Source organism: Cyclobacterium salsum, assembly GCF_010119245.1.
Classification (GTDB): Bacteria; Bacteroidota; Bacteroidia; order Cytophagales; family Cyclobacteriaceae; genus Cyclobacterium; species Cyclobacterium salsum.
In genome coordinates this window covers 623,422-642,959 of record NZ_WNKG01000002.1, presented here as the reverse complement: position 1 = coordinate 642,959, position 19,538 = coordinate 623,422, and the positions used below count along the sequence as shown (strand labels likewise).

The following is a 19,538-nucleotide window of genomic DNA, read 5'->3' as shown; positions in this document are numbered from 1 at the left end:
AGCAATGGCAAGAGTATTGACAGGAATTCAGAGTTCGGGAAAACCTCATTTGGGTAACGTGTTAGGCGCCATCCAGCCGGCTATAGACCTTATCAGAAAAGATAATAACGAGTCTTTTATATTTATTGCGGATTTTCATTCCCTGACCACCATCAAGGATGCCGCACAACGTATTGAAAATGTCAATGCAGTGGCTGCGGCCTGGCTGGCGTTCGGTTTGGATATCGAAAAGACGGTCTTTTACCGCCAATCCCGTATTCCGGAAGTAACCGAACTTACCTGGTACCTGAGTTGTTTTACTCCCTTTCCCATGTTAGCAAATGCCCATAGCTTCAAAGACAAATCTGACAGGCTGGCGGATGTAAATGCGGGGCTATTTACCTATCCGGTTCTGATGGCAGCAGATATTTTGCTTTACGAGGCAGATCTGGTACCGGTAGGAAAAGATCAACTCCAACACCTGGAAATTTCCCGAGATATTGCCAGTACCTTCAATCACCGGATTGGGGAAGACCTGTTAACCATACCCGAAGCAAAAATCTCGGAAGAGGTGAAAACAATTCCAGGTACGGACGGACAAAAGATGAGTAAATCCTATAATAACTACATTGACATCTTTTTACCTGAAAAACTACTGAAAAAAAACATCAACACCATCGTTACAGATAGTACTCCGCTTGAAGAACCAAAAAATCCTGACACCTGCAATGTATTCGCCCTATATAGCTTGATCGCTGAAAAATCCCAAATTGAAAACTTAAGAAATAGCTATCTTGGAGGGAATTTTGGTTATGGCCATGCAAAAAAAGAACTCATGGAATTAATTTTGGATAAATACCAAAAAGAAAGAGAAACTTTTAATTATTACATGAGCCACCCTCGCGAACTGGAAGCCAAGCTAGAAGCAGGAGAAAAGAAGGCTCGTTCTGCGGCGATGGTATTATTAAATAAAATCAGAAACCGCCTGGGATACAAGTAAGCATTCATAAGAAGCATGCCTTCCAACTTGGGGAACACTCTCCCGTTACGAAAATTAAAAAAGCGCCCTAATCGCCTCCAGGTAATCAAACCCATGACCCACCGTTGGCTCGATATGATTGCCCTCCAGGTATTCGTTCCAGCAACAGACCATCAAGGTATTTCCATTTGTTGCCTGATTTTCAACTAACACCTTTTTGGCAGCTGTAAGTTTGACCTTAAAGGATGATTTATCTGATATAACCTTATCCTTGGAAGGCTCACTTGGAAAACCGCTCCGCTGTGGCCAGGTCCCTCCCGCCGGTCTACGGTCCCAGCCCATTGCTACCGGCACCTGATAGTCGAATTCACCGTCATTTTTATAATACTTGGACCATTTGTCCCAGTGTCCCTGATAGGTTTTCCGCATATCCGCATAACTTTTATTATCCTGATCGTAAAAATCATGATACATATATGCCGTCATCCCATCAAATCCCAACGCTTTCAATCGAGGGACATAATCCTGAAAAAGCAAGCGATCTGCATATTTTCCTCCCAGCCAGGGCTGCTTTGGATCCAGTGGCTTCCAGGAGGTCGGCATGGCATAGGCTTTTTGGGAAGTGGTCATGGCTCCAGAGGTCACTGCTATAAATTTCACTCCGGGAAATCCCGCTTTTTTCACCAAATCTTGTGACCTTTCGATTAAATCATCCAACCCAATACCGTAATAACTTGCCCTGGCTTCTGTGTCATGGGGAAAATAAAAGTAGACAACAGGCCTTCCGGTTTCGTCCTTCAAGTAATCATCCCTATGAAAATACTTATCAATCCAAAGCAGGGTAATTTTATCGTGAACTCTTAGGTACAATTCCTTATCAGGGGTTTCTCCCGGATAATTAGTACGCGAGTTAATGTTTTGAGGAGAGGCCATGCGAAGCCATTGGGTCCATCTGTCCTCACTATCGTCACACCAGTTTAAGGCAAATTTCAGTTGCGTATTTTTAGGTCTTTTGGCATTCTCCTGCAATAAAACCTCCAGTTGGTCATTCCATTCTTCCACACCGGGCACTTCTACCCTGCCATCCCGTGACTTGTCCGTCGGCCACTCTTCAGGGTAATACACCCCGGCCTGAGGAGCAAAGTCTTTATGGTAATAATAATGCCTGCCAAAAAACCAATTATAGGCAAAAAAATCAATGCCATAATCATACATATAATCCAACTGTTTTCGTGCCACTTCCGGATCATCTCTCTTGTAAAACCCCTTCAGTGCTTCTATGGGTTTTTTATCCAGGTAGGGGCCTTCATAGGGAAAACTAGAAGTGTAAATTCTCCCATGCGGACCCCAGGCACTTTTGTCAGTCAGAAAACTACAATTCTCCCTGCCCTGTATACAGGACCAAAAACTATCCACATCTTGCTTTTCATTTCCGGATACATTCCAGGAAGGCATATAAAAAACACCGACATTAAACGAAGCTGAATTTTGAATTGCCGCTGTTTCCAGTCCTTCGTTGGTAGCAACCGATGAAGCTTCCATGCCTTTCCGATTACTAAGAAAGCTCTGACATCCGGAAAAAATCGGAATTAAAAAAAAACATAGAATAAAAACCCGGCCAGTAGCAAGCATTTTATTAGGAGTAAATTTACAATTGCTAAACCCTCAACAAAACGTTAAATGGCCTGCTTTTGAGCCCTTCCCTATCTTGACCGCCATAGGTCTTTGAGTGGACGCCCATTGATTACCATAACGAAACGGGCGGGGTTGGGAACCAGGGCGATTCTCACATCCTGCCCGTCAAACTGCTCGGATTCGACCGGCACCCCTTCCGGACCCTGTACATCGTAGGTGACCACTCCCCTGGCATCGGGTTGCATGGGGATGTATTTATTAGCTAGATAAGCCGAAGGCAGCAATACGTCATTGTCAGAAGCCAGGGTAGCGTAGATCTCTTCTAACTTACTCTCCAGTTCATCACCATATTGCTCATTTAGCGTGTCCTCCAGATCGTGAAGTTCTTCTTCGATTTCATCATAATCCGGATCTGCATAAGTGATACTACTCAAACGAATGCGTAACTCTACGATGGTAGAAAGATCTTTGTCAAGTTTATCAAAATCCATAAAGGCTAAAAGCTGTTTTGCGTGTTTGAAAATATGAAGGTAGAGAATATGGGCACATATTCCAACAAGGGCATTTAAAAATTGGAAAGGCCCCATTTTCTACCAACTCCCATTCAAAATTCAGGAATCAAAGTAGGCGGAAATCCATATTAATGCTTATATTTTGGCATTCAATTATAAACCAAAAAAACTTTTTTTACCCATGACAGATGCAGCCATCATCAGCAAGGCCCAATCCTGGCTTAATAGCAATCTGGATGCCCAGAGTAAAGCAGAAATACAAACATTGCTCGATTCGGATGATCCTACCGAGTTGATTGATTCTTTTTACCGGGACTTGGAATTCGGCACGGGAGGATTGAGAGGAGTAATGGGCATTGGATCCAATCGCATAAACGTGTATACCATCGGAATGGCGACACAGGGATTGGCCAATTACCTTAAAAATAACTTTCCTAGTGAGGAGATCCGGGTTGCCATTACCCATGATTCCCGCATCAATAACACGTTGTTTGCCGAAACGACAGCCAATGTGCTCACGGCAAATGGAATAGGCGTACGCTATTTCCGGGATATGCGCCCCACCCCCATGCTTTCCTTCGCCATTCGACACTATGGCTGCAAAAGTGGGGTGATGGTCACCGCATCCCATAATCCTAAAGAATACAATGGGTACAAAGTGTACTGGGATGACGGGGGACAGGTAGTGGCTCCCCATGATAAGAACATCATTACCGAGGTCCTGAAAATAAAATCCATAGACGATGTCAACTGGGACAAAAATGACCAGCTCATAGAATATATCGAAGAGGATTTTGATTTAATTTACCTGAATGAAGTAAAGAAACTCAGTTTATCCCCTCAAAATAACATTGTTGAAAAAGACATGACCATTGTCTTTTCCCCAATACACGGCGCTTCCGGCAAGATGGTCCCGGCAGCACTAAAGGTATTTGGCTTTGAAAACATACATGTAGTCAAAGAACAAATTGAACCGGATGGCACCTTTCCAACCGTAAAATACCCGAATCCGGAAGAGGCGGAAGCACTGGATCTGTCCATCCAACTGGCCAGGGAGGTAAAAGCCGAATTGGTGCTGGCTTGTGACCCGGATGGTGACCGGTATGCCGCTGTCATACCCAACGAAAAAGGTGAATTTGAATTATTAAATGGTAACCAAACCGGAGCCATTATCATCTATTATCTTCTGAACCTTTATCGGGAACAAGGCCGGCTTACCGGTAAGCAATTTACCGTAAGTACCATTGTTACCACGGATTTACTGGGTGTCATTAGCAGGGATTTTGACGTAGATTACTACGATGTGTTAACCGGGTTTAAAAACATCGCGGCTATTATTCTGGCCAACGAGGGGAAAAAAGAATTCATCGCGGGAGGCGAAGAGAGTTATGGTTTCCTGATTGGAGATTTTGTTCGGGATAAAGATGGTGTCTCTGCCTGCGCCATGGTGGCAGAAATCGTGGCCTATTACCGGCAAAAAGGAATGAGTCTGATCGATGTTTTGGCCGAGATTTACGTCAAATATGGTTTCTATAAAGAATCTCTGATCTCCATTACCAAAAAAGGGAAAGATGGTGCGGAGCAAATTCAGGAATTGATGAAAGGCTTTCGAACCAACAAACCTACCTCCATTAATGGCCTCAAAGTAGCTAAAATAGTCGATGTCCAGGAAAGTAAAATCTATGACATGAAAGCGGGTAAGGAACATCCGCTGGGCCTCGAAAAATCAAATGTCATACAGTTTTTCCTGGAAGATGGAAGCAAAATTTCCGCACGTCCTTCCGGTACAGAACCAAAAATTAAATACTATATTTCTGTAAACGAAAAACTGCCCAACCGGGAAGCCTACCGGGCTACAGAAGCCTCTTTGGACAAAAAAATTGAATCGCTAAAGCAGTTTTTTGGCTAATCGAGTCGATTCTGTTCCCTTGTGAAAAGAGCCCCTAAAAATTTACGGGGCTCTTTTCATTATTCTAGTGCTGTTACATTTAAGCTGAGTACAGGCTTATCCAAATAGGTAACTAGATTTTCGGTTACCGAAGGTGAAAACAACTGCTGCAAATCTGTTTTCCCATGAGTAATCACCGCCACGGCATCTACCTCTGCAGCCTGTGCAAACTGTATGATTCCTCGTTCTACATTGTATGCACTATAGATATGAATATCATGGGAATAGTAAGCGAATTTTTTTAAAAATTCTTCCCCTAATTGCTTTATTTGAGCATCTTCCATAAAATTGGCCGGTGTATTTACAAATAATACCTCGGGAGTAGCCCCCATAAAACGAATGGCATCTCCAAGTGTCTGGAAGGCCTTTCCTGAAGCTTCCTTGAAATCAGTTGCCAATACCACCTTTTTAAACCTAAAGGGGGCTTCAGCAGGTTTTACGACAAAAACCGGTATGCCTGCCTTCCTCAGGACAGTGTAGGTATTGGAACCCAAAACATGTGCTTTGAAACCATACTTACCATGCGAACCCATCACTACCAGGTCGATTTTTTCGGAGGACAAAAACGGAATAAGCCGTTCTTTTCCATCGCTAAAATGGATTGATTTGCTAATCTTTACGCCCGCTTGTTCCACATTAGCCACTCTAGCGGCCAATTCGTTTTTTGCCTTATGGATAACTTCCATCGTATCCGGATAGAGTGCTTCCTGCTCTTTGGTCAATTTTGTCCAGTTTACGGGTGTCAGAACTACATTCAGAAGTAAAATTTCAGCTTCGTGCTTTTTAGCCAGTTGTGTGGCAAACTCAAGGGCCGCGTCGGCATAAGCCGAGAAATCTGTGGGGACCAATAGCTTTTTCATATCCGTTTCGTTGAAGGGTTTGCATTGATTGATGGTTTAAAGTTAGGAAACAGAAAGGGTATTATTCCTTACTTCGATCAATGAAGAATATGATAAACGTCATAAAAGAGGATTCCAGCAGCAATTTTTAGCTCCTGACCTGTCATCCCTTTTCTATTCCTTTTCCTGCTTCTTTCTGGCATACACGCCAAACAAATACGAAGCGATGACGGTGCCTCCACTAATAGCAGGGATATAGGGGTGATGAATCACACCGAAAAAATGAAGCATGTACAGGAGGGCTGCCAACAGACCAATAGAAGCAACTGAAATTTGAAGGGACTTATTCATAATCATTTAAGGGAAAATTCAACCGTAGTTCCTGTCTTCGGAAGGTAAAAAGAAGCGTCTTTGAAGGTCGGCGCAGAAAACGGTTTGCGCGCATCATTGGAAAAGCCATAGGCATCTTGGGGAATGCCAAAAAGTGATTTTCTCATCCTGCCGTCTTCGTCGGTATCATGAAAGGCAGATAAGGCATAAAAACCTTCCTTTAACCCTTCAAAACGAAATACCGCCCTCCCAGATTTTATCCGTTCTGACGTGGATCGAATGGCCTTGGATGGCCGATCCGGAAATCCGGAAGGGGAGTCAAAAACCAATAACTGAACCAATCCGTCTGTTTCGCCTGGGATAAGGACTGTGATTTGAAGCGCCATTTTTTTTCCTTCACCATTCATTAGAATGCCGAATGCAAAAATCAAACAAATCAATCCCTGTCCCATAATGCTAAGGTACGTAATTGATCTATTTTTCCAGTAGAAGTAAACAAAAAGTGGGGTATAAAAAGGATGGATTTTGGGTCTTGATAGCTGGGTAATAGCCGTTTTGCTGCTTTCAACAGGTGGTTTGCGCTTTCAGTATTCTCGTCCCCTTCGATGACCAGGGTAAGTGCCTGCCCGAGTTTTGGATCCTCTATTCCGGTAAGAAATGAATTTCTGTTAGGAAAAACCTCCTGAATCAGGGGGCTAATTTTCTCTAAAATCGACTCCGGATACAATTTTATTCCTCCGGAGTTAATGACAAAATCAGCCCTCCCCTTCCATATAAAGGTGCGACTAGATGTCATTTCCACCAGGTCATTGGTAAAAAGCCAGCCTTCGCCACTCATGGGAGATTGAATACCAAGCTTCTGTTCCTTATCCACCTTCAACGTTACCTGTGGAAGCGCCCGGTATTCCAATGGTCCATCGGCTTTCATATCCGCCAGGGCAACATGCGAAACCGTCTCCGTCATTCCGTAGGTTTGGTACACCCTACCCTTTATTTGCCTCATTTTTTCTCTAAGTACGGGACTTACCGGAGCTCCCCCAACGAGCAACACCTCGATCTGATTTAGGGCTTTTCGGCTATCCGCAAGATCGTAGCAGGCTTCCGCCTGCAGGGGGACCATCGCAGCAAAATCAAAATGGTAATCCAGTAAATTTTCAAGAGGGTTTTGTTTTGGGTGAACAACCACTAGTATGCCTTCCCACTCCAATGCCCGAATCAACATCATTTTTCCGGCAATTTTGCCTGTATCCAGGCAGCAAAGCATTCGGCTCCCTTTTTTTAGACCAAAAAAACGTCTGGTAGCTTGAGCGCTTGCCAGCATTTGGTTGCGGTGTACCCGTACCGTTTTTGGGTCACCTGTGGATCCCGAAGTTTGCAGATCAAAGCAGGGCGTTCCATTCAGCCATTGCCGGCAAAATTCAAAAGCAGTCACAAACTCAGGTTCCAACTTACCTTTTTTGCCAGCCTTGATCTCCTCGGGAGTATAGGTTTTGTTTCCAAAAATGATCATCAGTGCTTTTTTGTAAAATAACTAAAAAATCCACCCATGGTCGAGAATCTACCTGGAATTCTTTCTGAAATGTGACAATTGGCTGTTATCTTGCAGACAAAAAACATCTTCAAAATGACTCATTGGACCACTGTAAAAGAATACAAGGACATTACGTATAGAAAATGTGAAGGAGTAGCCCGAATAGCATTTAACCGGCCAGAAGTACGAAATGCGTTTCGCCCTCAAACGACCAGTGATCTTTATGATGCCTTTCTTGATGCCCGGGAAGACACCAGCATTGGCGTGATTTTACTATCTGCAGAAGGCCCTTCCCCCAAAGACGGCGTGTATTCCTTCTGTAGTGGCGGGGATCAAAAGGCACGGGGAAAACAGGGATATGTTGGCGAAGACGGGATGCACCGACTAAATATTCTGGAAGTACAGCGCTTAATCCGGTTTATGCCAAAGGTCGTAATAGCAGTGGTACCTGGCTGGGCTGTAGGAGGAGGCCACAGTTTGCACGTGATATGTGACCTTACCCTGGCTAGTAAAGAACATGCCCTTTTTAAGCAAACCGATGCAGACGTGACCAGTTTTGACGGCGGATATGGCTCTGCCTACCTGGCCAAAATGGTGGGACAGAAAAGAGCTCGGGAAATCTTCTTTTTGGGTAGAAGCTACACCGCTCAGGAAGCCTATGAGATGGGTATGGTCAATGCGGTCATTCCCCATGAAGCATTGGAGGAAACGGCCTATGAATGGGCTCAGGAAATTCTGGCAAAATCTCCTACCTCTATCAAAATGTTGAAATTCGCATTTAACCTCACCGACGATGGCATGGTGGGCCAACAGGTTTTTGCGGGCGAGGCTACCCGCCTGGCCTATATGACAGAGGAAGCCAAAGAAGGGCGCGACGCTTTCCTCGAAAAAAGAAAACCCAACTTCAAGCATATCAAATGGATCCCCTAGTATCGGTTTTAAATGGGTCTAGTTACTCTAATTAATAGCTTGACGGTAAATGTTTCCAGTGAGGACGGCTACAGCTACTTTATTCCTCTGTGATCTTTATTACATTATAATTCGCTATTTATTCGTTTTTTGGGACAACAATTAACCAAAAAAGACTGATGAAGAAATATAAAATTTTAATTGTAGGCGGAGGTACGGCAGGAATCATGGTGGCTGCCCGGCTAAAAAGAGCAGAGAAGGACCTACAGATCGCAATCGTCGAACCCTCCGACAAGCATTATTACCAACCTGCCTGGACCTTGGTAGGTGCTGGCACTTTTGATATGCAGAAGACCATCCGGGAGGAAGCGGAGTACATTCCTGAAGGAGTTGATTGGATAAAGGATGCCGCCACATCGATTGATCCCGAGAAAAAAACGGTCGGTACCAAATCCTCCGGGCAGTTCACCTACGATTACCTGGTGGTCGCTCCCGGACTGGTCATGAACCTGGATGGAATAGAAGGATTAAGAGAAAGCCTGGGAAAAGATGGTGTTTGTTCCAATTACGTAGATCCGGAATATACCTGGGAGGTTCTGCGAAATTTCAAGGGAGGCAATGCTGTATTCACACAGCCTGCCACTCCCATCAAATGCGGAGGAGCCCCTCAAAAAATCATGTACCTGGCCGAGGATTACCTGAGGAAGCAAGGACTTCGTAAAAAGTCCAACGTCATCTTTGCCACACCCGGGACGGTGATTTTTGGGGTGAAGGATTTTGCCGACACCCTAAACAAAATCATACAGGAGCGAGATATCTTCTTCAAACCGTTTTATACGCCTGTAAAAATCGATTCCAAAAATAAAAAAGTCCATTTCAAGTATTCACAGTCCGGTATTAATAGTTGTGTCGGCACCGAAGATAGCAGCATCAATGAGGAAATTGTGGGCGAAACAGAAATCGTCATGCCCTACGACATGTTGCACCTGGCTCCTCCACAAGAAGCACCCAAATTTATCCAGGAATCCCGAATAGCCCACCAGGAAGGCCCCTCCAAGGGTTGGGTAAAAGTAGATATTAATACCTTGCAACACCTGGACTACCCGGAAATTTTTGCTCTGGGAGATGTGGCTGCATTACCTACGGCCAAAACCGGAGCGGCCATCCGAAAACAAGCTCCAGTCGTAGCCAATAACCTGATTCAATTGATCAAACACAATAAGATCGGTGAGCAGCTCTACGAGGGTTATTCCAGTTGTCCGCTGGTTACGGGCTATGGAAAAATGGTGTTGGCCGAATTTAAATACGACAATGTCCGTGACAGCGACCCGCTATTAAGCAAGATATTTGATACTAGCAAAGAGCTCTATCCGATGTGGCTGCTCAAAAAATACGGGCTGCCCTACCTCTATTGGAATCAGATGCTCCGAGGAAAAATGTAACAAAAACGGTCACGTTTTTAAAAAAACCTGATGCTCATCAGGTTTTTTATTTGAAGCAAATTTTGAAAATTCATGGATCAATTTGTATTTTCGACTTTAAATAAAAAGAAACCAAAACAATTTATGGATTTTGATTTAAGGACCTACGGTATAGAATTAACCGAGACTTTTAGAAATAGCGAACGTGCGATTCTATACGAATCGGCATTGCGTCTGGAAAAAGGGTCCGCCATTTCTAATAAGGGTGCTTTGATGGTTTACTCAGGCAAGAAAACAGGCCGAAGTCCAAAAGATAAACGCATTGTACGGCAGCCTGCCTCCGAAAAAAACATTGATTGGGGTCCTGTGAATTTTGAAATGGACGAGCATACTTTTCTGGTAAATAGAGAAAGGGCCATTGATTACTTCAATACCCGGGATCATCTTTATGTAGTCGATGCCTTTGCCGGCTGGGATCCGAAATACCGGTTAAAAATCCGAATCATCTGCACCAGGGCTTACCATGCCTTGTTTATGCAAAACATGCTCATCATGCCTACCGAAGCGGAATTAAAAACCTTCGGAGAACCGGATTATACCATCTTTAATGCTGGTAGTTTCCCTGCCAACCACTTTACTACCAATATGACCTCCAAAACCAGCATCGGAATTAGTCTGGAAAGAAAGGAAGTCGTCATTCTGGGAACAGAGTATGCCGGGGAAATGAAAAAAGGAATTTTCTCCATTATGAACTACCTCATGCCCATGCAGGAGGTTTTACCCATGCACTGCTCAGCTAATGTGGGAGAACAAGACGATGTGTCCCTGCTGTTTGGATTATCCGGTACCGGCAAAACCACCCTGAGTGCAGACCCCAAAAGAAAACTTATCGGGGATGATGAACACTGCTGGCATCAGGAAGGGGTTTTTAACATCGAAGGTGGCTGCTATGCGAAGGCAATTGATCTGAGTGCTGAAAACGAACCGGATATTTTCGCTGCCATTCGTTACGGTACTGTTTTGGAAAACGTGGTTTTCGATCCACTCACCCGCGAAGTAGATTACAGCGACACCTCTATTACCCAAAATACCCGGGCATCCTATCCCATTGATTTTATTGCCAATACCCAGATTCCATGCATGGCCGGGCATCCTAAAAACATTATATTCCTTACCTGCGATGCCTTTGGGGTGCTGCCGCCAGTGAGCAAACTCAGCCCCGAACAGGCCAGTTACCACTTTATCTCCGGTTATACGGCAAAGGTGGCGGGTACAGAGATGGGAGTCAAAGAGCCACAAGCCACCTTTAGTGCCTGCTTTGGTGCCGCTTTTATGATGTGGCATCCCAATACCTACGCCGAACTCCTGGCCCAGAAAATGAAAACGCAAAAGGTGAATGCCTGGTTGGTAAATACAGGCTGGAGTGGGGGCGATTACGGCCTGGGTGCCCGAATCAAACTCAAATACACCCGCGCCATCCTGGATGCCATTCACCATGGTGATTTTAATGACGTAGCCATACACAAAGAAAAAGAGTTTGGACTGAACATACCCCTGTCCTGCCCTGGAGTCCCTGCTGAAATACTGGTACCTGAAAACACCTGGGAGGATAAAAGTAAATTTGATAAGACGAAATCCAAGTTGGTAAACCTATTTGTGGAAAATTTCAAACAATTCGAATCACAGGTAAGTCCGGAAATTTTGAAAGCAGGCCCCCATTATTCCAGATGATTTTGAACTGAATGGAGAGGCATTTATGGAAAAAATACTGCTTTCTCAAAACTACGCTTTCAATACTGGTCACATTGACATCAGCCAGGGGGTACTAAAATTATTGGCTTACGGGATTGAAAAAAGTCCCCATTTCAATCTCGAGGACCTTTCCACATTTCCTTTCTATGATGTATTCATCCAAAGGGATACTCGTAAGAAAAAAATCACAAAAGCACTATCGGGAATCCGCAATAAAAGTTATTCCAAAGATGGCTATTTTTACCAGGTAATGCAGCAGGAAGATTGGCAAAGAGCGTTGAACATCAGCTATTTTGGGAAATACGAAGAAAAACTCCTCAAAAGTATTGAAACGTTAACAGACAAAGAAGATCCAATAATTCTGAAATACAAAGTTGGATTTTAACCAATAATTCCCCAATTTCTATAATAAAAGCCCAGGGAACATCATATAACACCATCCTCACATGAACAGAAAAACCTTCTTCCTTTTATTCCCCTTGTTGATCGGTCCGGCAATGGTGTATTTTGCGCCTGCCCAAACTTCCCTACGGGAAGTGTATAAGGTCGCTGGCAAGGATAGTTTAGCCCTCGAAATCTATTCTCCGGACGGCAACGATTCGCCCAAACCAGCCATGGTTTTCTTTTTCGGAGGAGGTTGGAATCAGGGTAGCATCGAACAATTCCGGCCCCATGCCGAACATTTCGTTCAGAAAGGGCTGATCACCGTGCTGGTGGACTACCGGGTTCGCGGCAGGCAACAAACCAGCCCCTTTGATGCCCTGGAAGATGCCAAATCAGCGATCCGGTACCTCAAACTACATGCGGAACGACTGGCTATCGACAGCAGTAAAATAATTGCATCCGGAGGATCTGCGGGAGGTCATTTGGCGGCAGCCACGGCGCTGATTTCCGGATTTAACGGAAAAGAACATTCCGAAATCAGTACCCAACCGGCAGCACTGGTGCTTTTCAACCCGGTTATTGATAACGGACCTGGTGGATACGGGTACGAAAGAATTGGCGCGCAATACCAAGATTTTTCCCCCCTTCATAACCTGTCTGAAGGAGCCCCGCCCACCCTCTTTTTTCTCGGAACCAACGATCATTTGATCCCTGTAGTCACCGCTCAATATTATACCATGGTCATGAAAAAAGTGGGGAGCTATTGCGAATTGATCCTTTATGAGGGTGAAGGGCATGGGTTTTTTAATGTGCGCAACAAAGAAATCTACCTTCAAACCCTTGAAGAGACCGAGGCATTTCTACAAAAAACAGGTCTTATGCCTATGGCAAACTAATGCTATTCGTATTTCTGAAAACGGATAACTCCGTTAACTGAGTTCGGTTTTAATTTAGGACAATTTGGTTCGTTTGAACGGCTTTGTACCTGATTCCGGGCTTTTTCGGAAAAAATGGACAGGCAATCAAGCCAGATATCAAATTTGTGATGAAGTTTCCAAATAACCCCCGGCGAAACCCGGGGGTTATTATTATTGAAGACCTAAAGGCTTCGGATTCGAATAAGAGCTTGTTTCTTGGGAAGTGATAGGTGACCTTACTATAATGTGATTAAACTAAAGGGAAAAAATACCCCATAAAAAAGCCGCTACAAATCTGCAGCGGCTTTACCATTTAGTTGGCATAAAGCCCAATCAATAACCGGAGTTCTGATCAGAGTTAGACAGGGCAGAGTTGTTATCAATTTCTACCAATGGAATCGGCAGAACGTCATTTCTGGATTGAAAATCAGGGATTGGTTCATAGGGCAACACGCCTTGCCTTCTCCATCTTCGGATATCCCGATTTCTAACCTGCTCACCTGCTAGCTCTACCCTTCTTTCATGCATGATGGCCAACCGCATTTCTTCCTGGGATCCAGTTGGAAACTGAGCGGTGGGATAAGGAGGCATGTCCACGTCTGCTCTGGCTCTCACCTGATTGATGTAGGGCAAGGCTGCCGCAGGTCCGGAGGTTTCGTTTTCCACCTCTGCCATCATCAAAAGCACATCTGCATAGCGGATTACCCGAAAGTTAATCCCCGAGTTGGTATCTTCATTTTCCCTTTTGTAGATGGCCTGGTATTTCTTCCAGCTGGGTCGGTCTGTGGAACCCTGAACTTTGTCTTCCGTCAATACGCTCTGACCATTATTGTAGGTATCTCCAATTCTATAAAAGGTATATTCCCCTCTGGGATCGTCTTTCTCTGCCCCGTTTTCTACCGTTTCATAAGCTTCTACCAGGCTGATAGAAGGGATAACGTTTCTCCAGGCGGTGGGACCGTACTCCTGCCCACGGAACGTCACTTCGGCAATATCACTTCCGTCGGCATTCCAACCACCGGCATTTCCGAATTCTTCGGAAAATTGCACTTCCCAAACAGATTCGGAATTATTTTCAGTCTCCGCTTCGAAATTATCTAAATAGCGATCAACCAATTCATATTCTCCTGAGTTAATGACCGCTTCCAGAAATGGCCTCGCCGCTGGGAAATCACCACGAAAAAGATGGGCCTTGGCAGCCAATGCTTGGGCGGCACCTTTGGTAGCTCTCCCCAAATTCTCTCCTGAATACTGGCTTTTCAGCGGAAGTCGATTAACTGCCTCCTGCAGATCCGCAAAGATAACCTGATATATTTCTTCTTCAGAAGCCCTTGACAGTCCATCTGGTGAAGAAGCTGAAGAAGTCATCAAGGGGACAGGGCCCCATAAACTGACCAGTTCAAAATTAGCCAAGGCACGGAGAAAATACGCTTCTCCGAGGATTCTGCTCCTCAGGTCCTCCGTTATTTCTTCAACCGTATTCTCGGCATTTTCCAACACTAGATTGGCCCGGTGTACCACTCGAAACCATCCCCTCCAGTTAGCCGTAATTACCGGGTTAGATGCATCAAAAACGTGGTTAAGTACCTGTGCCCGGGGTGCTTCCAGTTGGGGACCGCCCGTATCGCAATCATCAGACAGCAGGTCCTGAAGGAAAAAATATTCCCGATTGTATAAATTATTAGCCTGAAGACCAGCGTATACTGAATTAACCGCAGCCTCTAACTGAGGACCTGTTCGGTAAAAGGTTTCGATACCCAATTGATTGGGATTTACCGGATCCAATTTATCCTCATCGCAGGAAACGATTCCTACAAAGAGCATCATTATCATACTTATATATTTCGTTTTCATAGGTTTGTATCTTTTCTTCCGGATTTTTAAAAGGTAAGTTGTAATCCTGCCATAAGGGTGCGCGCAGCTGGGAACTGACCGTAATCAATACCGGTTCCCAAGGTGGAATCGACCCCGGTCCGAACGGCTATTTCGGGGTCATACCCCGAATAATCGGTCAGCGTAAGTAAATTCTGGCTTGATAGGTATACCCTAATGGATGATATCGAGCCTCTGCTAAAGGACTCCAATGCTCCGGCGGGAATGGTGTATCCCAGCGACAGGTTTTTGATTCTGAAATAAGATCCATCCTCTATCCATCTGGAGCTGGCACGTGCATTTCGGTTGGGATCTCCCGAAACCGCCCGGGGAATATCGGTATTTGGCATTTCCGGAGTCCATCGGTCCAATACCTGCGTTCCTGCATTAAATAACCGGGTCATTCCTTCCGTATGGAAACGCAGCAGATTGAATATTTCATTTCCCTGAACTCCCTGCATGAAGATGTTCAAATCGAAATTTTTATAGTTTGCGGAAGCATTTAGTCCATAGGTAAAGTCAGGTAAGTAATGGCCCAGAAAGGTTCTATCCGCATCGGAAATGGTTCCGTCTCCATTGACATCTACGAATCGGATATCGCCGGGAGAAGCATTGGACTGCATACTGGTATCGTCTCCTTCCTGAAAAATGCCATCCGTCTGCCAGCCGTAAAAATAGGCAATCGGTTCTCCTTCTTCAGTGAACGTCATTTGATCTCCCTGAAATCCGGGTCCAAAGATAGTGTTACCTGTTCCCAGAGAGGTTAATTCATTATTGACAAACCCAATATTCCCATCCAGAGAAAATTGAAATGCTCCGGAATACTTCCGATAACCAGCCGTAAATTCAAGCCCTTTGTTGGATACATTCCCTACATTTGCCACCGGCGCACCGTCGTAGCCAAGGGATGGAGGAATGGGTACGCCCAGGATCATTCCTTCTGTTGTGTTGTCAAACCATTCAGCGGAAAGGCTGAACCGATCATTAAACAGTCCCAGATCCAAACCAATATTTCGCATAATGGTAGTCTCCCATCTCAAATCGGCATTGGCCAATGAGGAGATAGCACTTCCTCCCTGAAGGGCACCATTAAAATTATAAAAGAAGTTACTATTGATGGTTCCCTGATATACATAATCACCGATGCGGTCATTACCCGTTTCTCCATAACTCGCTCTCAATTTCAGATCGCTTATCGCTGGAACGGCCTGCATAAACGTCTCTTCACTTATTCTCCAGCCCAATGAAAGGGACGGAAACGTTCCCCATTTATTTGCCGGACCAAATCTGGATCCACCATCTCTTCGCACCGAAGCACTGATCAGGTATTTTTGGGCATAATCATAATTTATCCGTCCTACGTAGCTGATCAATGCATATTCCGTCTCGTTACTGCTGGTGGTTTGATTTTGCACCCCCTGCAAGACCCGAACATCATTGGTCAACTCGTTTTGTCCTAATCCCTGAAGCCCGGTCTGCTTAAAGGTTTGCTGCTCCAATACGGCTAGCGCATCTATGGTATGATCTCCAAAAGTCTTATTGTAAGAAAGCTGGTTACTTATCAGCGGCGAAACGAAAGTGGACCGGTTTTGCTGAATGGATGCAAAAGGCTGAAAATTAAAATCCCCTGCATCAAATCTGGGGGTATATTGATCCTGGGTTCCCAGGCCGATATCCAGCCCCACCAAAAATTTGTAGGATAGTCCATCGTAAATATCCACATCGATGTATCCCGTTCCTAAAATTTTAAAATCCTGTTGTCTGTTGGTCCTCAATTCGGCATTTAGAACGGGATTTTCAGGATCTGATCCATCTACCCGGTCCGGGGAGCGAAACCCGCCCAAGCGGCTGGCATCACGAACCGGTATGTACGGTACTTGTTTGACGATATGTTCTATTTGACTCCTCCCTCCTGAAAAGGGTTCATTGTCCCGATCGGAGTAGGCGAGGGTAAGCGTCTGACCGATACTGATCCGGTCATTGATTTTAAAGTCGGTATTGCTTCTGAAAGACACCCTTTCAAAGCCCGTTCCCCGCATGATTCCTTCTTGTTTAAAGTACCCGACAGAAACATTGTACAGCACGCTTTCTGTTCCTCCTCTGATGGCCACGTTGTGATCCTGAATGGGAGCCGATCGGAACATTTCGGATTGCCAGTCGGTGTCCACATTGGCAAATTCTCCAAGATCGCCGAACCGCTGCGGGATGGGCTCTCCTCCATTGAGCAGCAAATCACTTCCAAAATCAAGGTACTGCTCTCTGTTGAGCAAATCCAGTTGCTTCCAGGCAGTTTGCGTTCCGAAATAGGAATCTACGGACACTTTTGGTGCTCCCTGCGCTCCCTTCTTTGTCGTCACCAGGACGACTCCATTGGCAGCTCTGGACCCATAAATGGCTGCAGCGGACGCGTCTTTAAGCACTTCGATCGATTCGATATCGGCGGGATTTATCTGGTTCAAACCTCCTGCCGGTACACCATCGATGACATAAAGAGGGTCGTTGTTGCCTACGGTACCTATTCCTCTTACTCGAACGATGGGGCTGGTTCCCGGAGCACCGGCATTCGTTACACTTACACCTGCGGCCCTGCCCTGAATGGCTGAAGCCAGGTTAGGAACCGGAAGCGCACGAATCTGTTCACTACTCACAGAAGAAATCGCACCGGTAACTTTGGCCCTCTCCTGAGTACCATAACCCACCACCACGACTTCAGAGAGCGCAGACATTTCCGGCTCCAATGCCGTATCAATGGTGCTATTATTTCCAACGCGAACCTCTTTCACTTCAAACCCGATAAAAGAAAACGATAATACCGCATCGGCCGAGGGCACCTGAATGCTGTAATTTCCGTCAATATCGGTAGCCGTTCCTACCGAGCTTCCTTTAACGAGAATGTTCACTCCCGGAAGGGTTTCTCCCGTATCAGCAGAGGTGACGGTCCCAGTGACCGTACGTTGCTGGGCAATTAGGGTGTTGCTGATAAAACACAACATTACAATCGTCCCTACTTTGGCTGAAAGAGACCAAAACGGCATCCTCTTCCACTCCAATTTGACTAGGTTTTTCATAGGTTTCTATTTTAGGTTTAATGGTATTTGTTAATAAACTTCACTAAAAGGTCCACCAATGGTCGCTTTCTTCAGAATGACTTAAACAAAGCCAACTATTTGCAGCAGTTCAGAGAAATTTCAAATTTATTTTAATCATTTTAAAGGGAAATACCAAAGGATTTGCTGAATAAATGTTGTTAGCACATAGTAACTATAAAACGTGCAATATTTTCCTGAGGAATAGTACGAGCGAAATAATAGCAACCGTTATTTCATAAGCCGAATAAGGCATTTACCTATTCTAAAAGAGATCAATAAGCAATCAATGGTAAGCCAAAAGATTCTTTTTAATTGTATAAATTACACTTAAAAAGAGGTTTTGCACACCTGAAAAGTAAATTTTTATTCTGTCATCAGTCAATTATCAAAATAAAATATCTTTTTCACTTTTTTACTACAGATAAGTACGCTTACCCCTTGTCCTTCGGTTTGAATTTGTTAAGTTTAAAGAATTATTAGTATTTTAATACTTACTCAGTAGGGCAATTTGCCAGATAATATAGCTGTAGTCAGTTACTATAAACCCATACCAGGAGTCTTTGAGAACCATCGGCTCCTTTTTTTATTTTAGAAGAAATGCTTCCAGTAAATCCCCCACATAATAGGCTACCAAAGCCGCCACGAACCCCAATGCAAGTGTTTCGATAACACTTCTAAAAAGTCCCGTTTGGTTTACCCAACTTTTCAGGGCACCTACAAATAAAAAGGCCATTCCGGTGAGTAGGCAAGTCCAGAAAAACACGTTGAAGGCGGTGGTAAAAAAATAATCCCACACGTATACGGTTAGGGGAATAAATCCGATCAAAATAAACGAAATCAACGTAGCCAAGCCAATTTTAAACGGACTTTTGGTTTCTTCCATCATGTTGAGTTCGTCTTTCATCATTTCATTAACCCATCGATCCCTATCAGAGACGATGACATCCACCACCTTCTGAAGCAATTCACCCTCAAAACCTTTTTCCTGGTAGATTTCTTCGATTTCCTCCCGCTCCTTTTTGGGTAAATTATCCACCTCCCAGTATTCTATATTTTTGTGTTTATCATAGTTTTCCTTTTCAGACTTGGAAGATAGATAGGCTCCAATGGACATGGAAAGTCCATCCGCAAACAGGTTGGCGAACCCAAGAATAATGATAACCATGGGGTCCAGGTTGGCCCCGACGGCACCCGCTACCACTGCAAAGGTAGTGACGGCACCGTCAATTCCGCCGTAGACAAATTCTCGCAAATATTCCTGTAGGTTCTTAAAAAAAGGTATTTCCTGGTGTAATTCTGATTCTTTCATTTTCATCCGGATGATTTACCAAAACAGCAAGTAACAATTAGAAAGGTAACTATAAACTTTAATTTATGAAGATTTCCAAACCCAAAACTGGGTATTGAAGGTTCACAATTAAGTTCAAACGGCTTGGTACCG

The 19,538-nt window shown here is 44.5% G+C and carries 16 protein-coding genes and 1 pseudogene; 7 read left to right on the top strand and 10 right to left on the bottom strand.

Going from position 1 to position 19,538, the window contains the following annotated elements; all coding sequences use genetic code 11:
- Positions 1-4 precede the first annotated feature (4 nt).
- The gene (gene trpS, locus GJS45_RS05285; RefSeq protein ID WP_162340398.1) at positions 5-979 is read left to right on the top strand and encodes a tryptophan--tRNA ligase; all 975 of its coding nucleotides are present in this window, start codon (positions 5-7) and stop codon (positions 977-979) included.
- Positions 980-1,033: 54 nt separating this feature from the next.
- Here the strand turns inward: trpS and GJS45_RS05280 are convergent, their stop codons facing one another.
- Entirely contained in the window at positions 1,034-2,500 is a 1,467-nt protein-coding gene (locus tag GJS45_RS05280) for a glycoside hydrolase family 99-like domain-containing protein (protein ID WP_235954611.1), read from the bottom strand.
- A gap of 161 nt (positions 2,501-2,661) precedes the next feature.
- The gene (locus GJS45_RS05275; RefSeq protein ID WP_162340396.1) at positions 2,662-3,084 is read right to left on the bottom strand and encodes a hypothetical protein; all 423 of its coding nucleotides are present in this window, start codon (positions 3,082-3,084) and stop codon (positions 2,662-2,664) included.
- 202 nt (positions 3,085-3,286) lie between these two features.
- Between GJS45_RS05275 and GJS45_RS05270 the strand changes: the two genes are divergently transcribed.
- Positions 3,287-5,014 carry a phospho-sugar mutase gene (locus GJS45_RS05270; RefSeq protein WP_162340395.1) on the top strand — a complete coding sequence of 576 codons (1,728 nt, stop codon included), beginning with the start codon at positions 3,287-3,289 and terminating at the stop codon, positions 5,012-5,014.
- 59 nt (positions 5,015-5,073) lie between these two features.
- Here the strand turns inward: GJS45_RS05270 and GJS45_RS05265 are convergent, their stop codons facing one another.
- The 4 genes from GJS45_RS05265 to GJS45_RS05250 form a co-directional block, all read right to left on the bottom strand.
- Positions 5,074-5,913 carry a universal stress protein gene (locus GJS45_RS05265; RefSeq protein ID WP_162340394.1) on the bottom strand — a complete coding sequence of 280 codons (840 nt, stop codon included), beginning with the start codon at positions 5,911-5,913 and terminating at the stop codon, positions 5,074-5,076.
- A 153-nt stretch (positions 5,914-6,066) separates the two neighbouring features.
- Positions 6,067-6,243: a hypothetical protein gene (locus GJS45_RS05260; protein WP_162340393.1), complete on the bottom strand. Its 177-nt coding sequence runs from the start codon at positions 6,241-6,243 to the stop codon at positions 6,067-6,069.
- A 2-nt stretch (positions 6,244-6,245) separates the two neighbouring features.
- Complete coding sequence (locus tag GJS45_RS05255) at positions 6,246-6,608, bottom strand: DUF2141 domain-containing protein (protein ID WP_162340392.1); 363 nt, start codon at positions 6,606-6,608, stop codon at positions 6,246-6,248.
- 50 nt (positions 6,609-6,658) lie between these two features.
- A complete protein-coding gene (locus GJS45_RS05250) occupies positions 6,659-7,732 on the bottom strand; it encodes an AMP-binding protein (RefSeq protein WP_162340391.1) in 1,074 nt (357 codons plus the stop codon).
- A gap of 105 nt (positions 7,733-7,837) precedes the next feature.
- Between GJS45_RS05250 and GJS45_RS05245 the strand changes: the two genes are divergently transcribed.
- The 5 genes from GJS45_RS05245 (at position 7,838) to GJS45_RS05225 (ending at position 13,115) form a co-directional block, all read left to right on the top strand.
- Complete coding sequence (locus GJS45_RS05245; RefSeq protein WP_262887930.1) at positions 7,838-8,683, top strand: 1,4-dihydroxy-2-naphthoyl-CoA synthase; 846 nt, start codon at positions 7,838-7,840, stop codon at positions 8,681-8,683.
- 158 nt (positions 8,684-8,841) lie between these two features.
- Positions 8,842-10,104: an NAD(P)/FAD-dependent oxidoreductase gene (locus GJS45_RS05240; RefSeq protein WP_162340389.1), complete on the top strand. Its 1,263-nt coding sequence runs from the start codon at positions 8,842-8,844 to the stop codon at positions 10,102-10,104.
- 123 nt (positions 10,105-10,227) lie between these two features.
- A complete protein-coding gene (gene pckA, locus GJS45_RS05235; RefSeq protein ID WP_162340388.1) occupies positions 10,228-11,814 on the top strand; it encodes a phosphoenolpyruvate carboxykinase (ATP) in 1,587 nt (528 codons plus the stop codon).
- Positions 11,815-11,839: 25 nt separating this feature from the next.
- Entirely contained in the window at positions 11,840-12,220 is a 381-nt protein-coding gene (locus GJS45_RS05230; protein ID WP_162340387.1) for a hypothetical protein, read from the top strand.
- A 61-nt stretch (positions 12,221-12,281) separates the two neighbouring features.
- The gene (locus GJS45_RS05225; RefSeq protein ID WP_162340386.1) at positions 12,282-13,115 is read left to right on the top strand and encodes an alpha/beta hydrolase; all 834 of its coding nucleotides are present in this window, start codon (positions 12,282-12,284) and stop codon (positions 13,113-13,115) included.
- Positions 13,116-13,164: 49 nt separating this feature from the next.
- Here the strand turns inward: GJS45_RS05225 and GJS45_RS24170 are convergent.
- From GJS45_RS24170 to GJS45_RS05210, 4 genes and pseudogenes are all read right to left on the bottom strand, one after another.
- Positions 13,165-13,290: pseudogene (locus GJS45_RS24170) on the bottom strand (IS982 family transposase); the annotation flags it as partial.
- Between the two features lie 179 nt (positions 13,291-13,469).
- On the bottom strand, positions 13,470-14,990 hold the full coding sequence (locus GJS45_RS05220) for a RagB/SusD family nutrient uptake outer membrane protein (RefSeq protein WP_162340385.1): 1,521 nt from the start codon (positions 14,988-14,990) through the stop codon (positions 13,470-13,472).
- 26 nt (positions 14,991-15,016) lie between these two features.
- Positions 15,017-18,076, bottom strand: a complete 3,060-nt coding sequence (locus GJS45_RS05215; RefSeq protein ID WP_235954609.1) for a SusC/RagA family TonB-linked outer membrane protein — start codon at positions 18,074-18,076, stop codon at positions 15,017-15,019.
- A 604-nt stretch (positions 18,077-18,680) separates the two neighbouring features.
- The gene (locus tag GJS45_RS05210) at positions 18,681-19,406 is read right to left on the bottom strand and encodes a VIT1/CCC1 transporter family protein (protein ID WP_202928032.1); all 726 of its coding nucleotides are present in this window, start codon (positions 19,404-19,406) and stop codon (positions 18,681-18,683) included.
- Positions 19,407-19,538 lie beyond the last annotated feature (132 nt).

Coding starts and splice junctions, on each gene's coding strand:
- pckA (WP_162340388.1), top strand. CDS start 10,228: ATGGATTTTGATTTAAGGACCTACGGTATAGAATTAACCGAGACTTTT.
- GJS45_RS05220 (WP_162340385.1), bottom strand. CDS start 14,990: ATGAAAACGAAATATATAAGTATGATAATGATGCTCTTTGTAGGAATC.
- GJS45_RS05240 (WP_162340389.1), top strand. CDS start 8,842: ATGAAGAAATATAAAATTTTAATTGTAGGCGGAGGTACGGCAGGAATC.
- GJS45_RS05265 (WP_162340394.1), bottom strand. CDS start 5,913: ATGAAAAAGCTATTGGTCCCCACAGATTTCTCGGCTTATGCCGACGCG.
- GJS45_RS05250 (WP_162340391.1), bottom strand. CDS start 7,732: ATGATCATTTTTGGAAACAAAACCTATACTCCCGAGGAGATCAAGGCT.
- GJS45_RS05210 (WP_202928032.1), bottom strand. CDS start 19,406: ATGAAAGAATCAGAATTACACCAGGAAATACCTTTTTTTAAGAACCTA.
- GJS45_RS05225 (WP_162340386.1), top strand. CDS start 12,282: ATGAACAGAAAAACCTTCTTCCTTTTATTCCCCTTGTTGATCGGTCCG.
- GJS45_RS05215 (WP_235954609.1), bottom strand. CDS start 18,076: ATGAAAAACCTAGTCAAATTGGAGTGGAAGAGGATGCCGTTTTGGTCT.
- GJS45_RS05260 (WP_162340393.1), bottom strand. CDS start 6,243: ATGAATAAGTCCCTTCAAATTTCAGTTGCTTCTATTGGTCTGTTGGCA.
- GJS45_RS05280 (WP_235954611.1), bottom strand. CDS start 2,500: ATGGAAGCTTCATCGGTTGCTACCAACGAAGGACTGGAAACAGCGGCA.
- GJS45_RS05275 (WP_162340396.1), bottom strand. CDS start 3,084: ATGGATTTTGATAAACTTGACAAAGATCTTTCTACCATCGTAGAGTTA.
- GJS45_RS05230 (WP_162340387.1), top strand. CDS start 11,840: ATGGAAAAAATACTGCTTTCTCAAAACTACGCTTTCAATACTGGTCAC.
- trpS (WP_162340398.1), top strand. CDS start 5: ATGGCAAGAGTATTGACAGGAATTCAGAGTTCGGGAAAACCTCATTTG.
- GJS45_RS05255 (WP_162340392.1), bottom strand. CDS start 6,608: ATGGCGCTTCAAATCACAGTCCTTATCCCAGGCGAAACAGACGGATTG.
- GJS45_RS05270 (WP_162340395.1), top strand. CDS start 3,287: ATGACAGATGCAGCCATCATCAGCAAGGCCCAATCCTGGCTTAATAGC.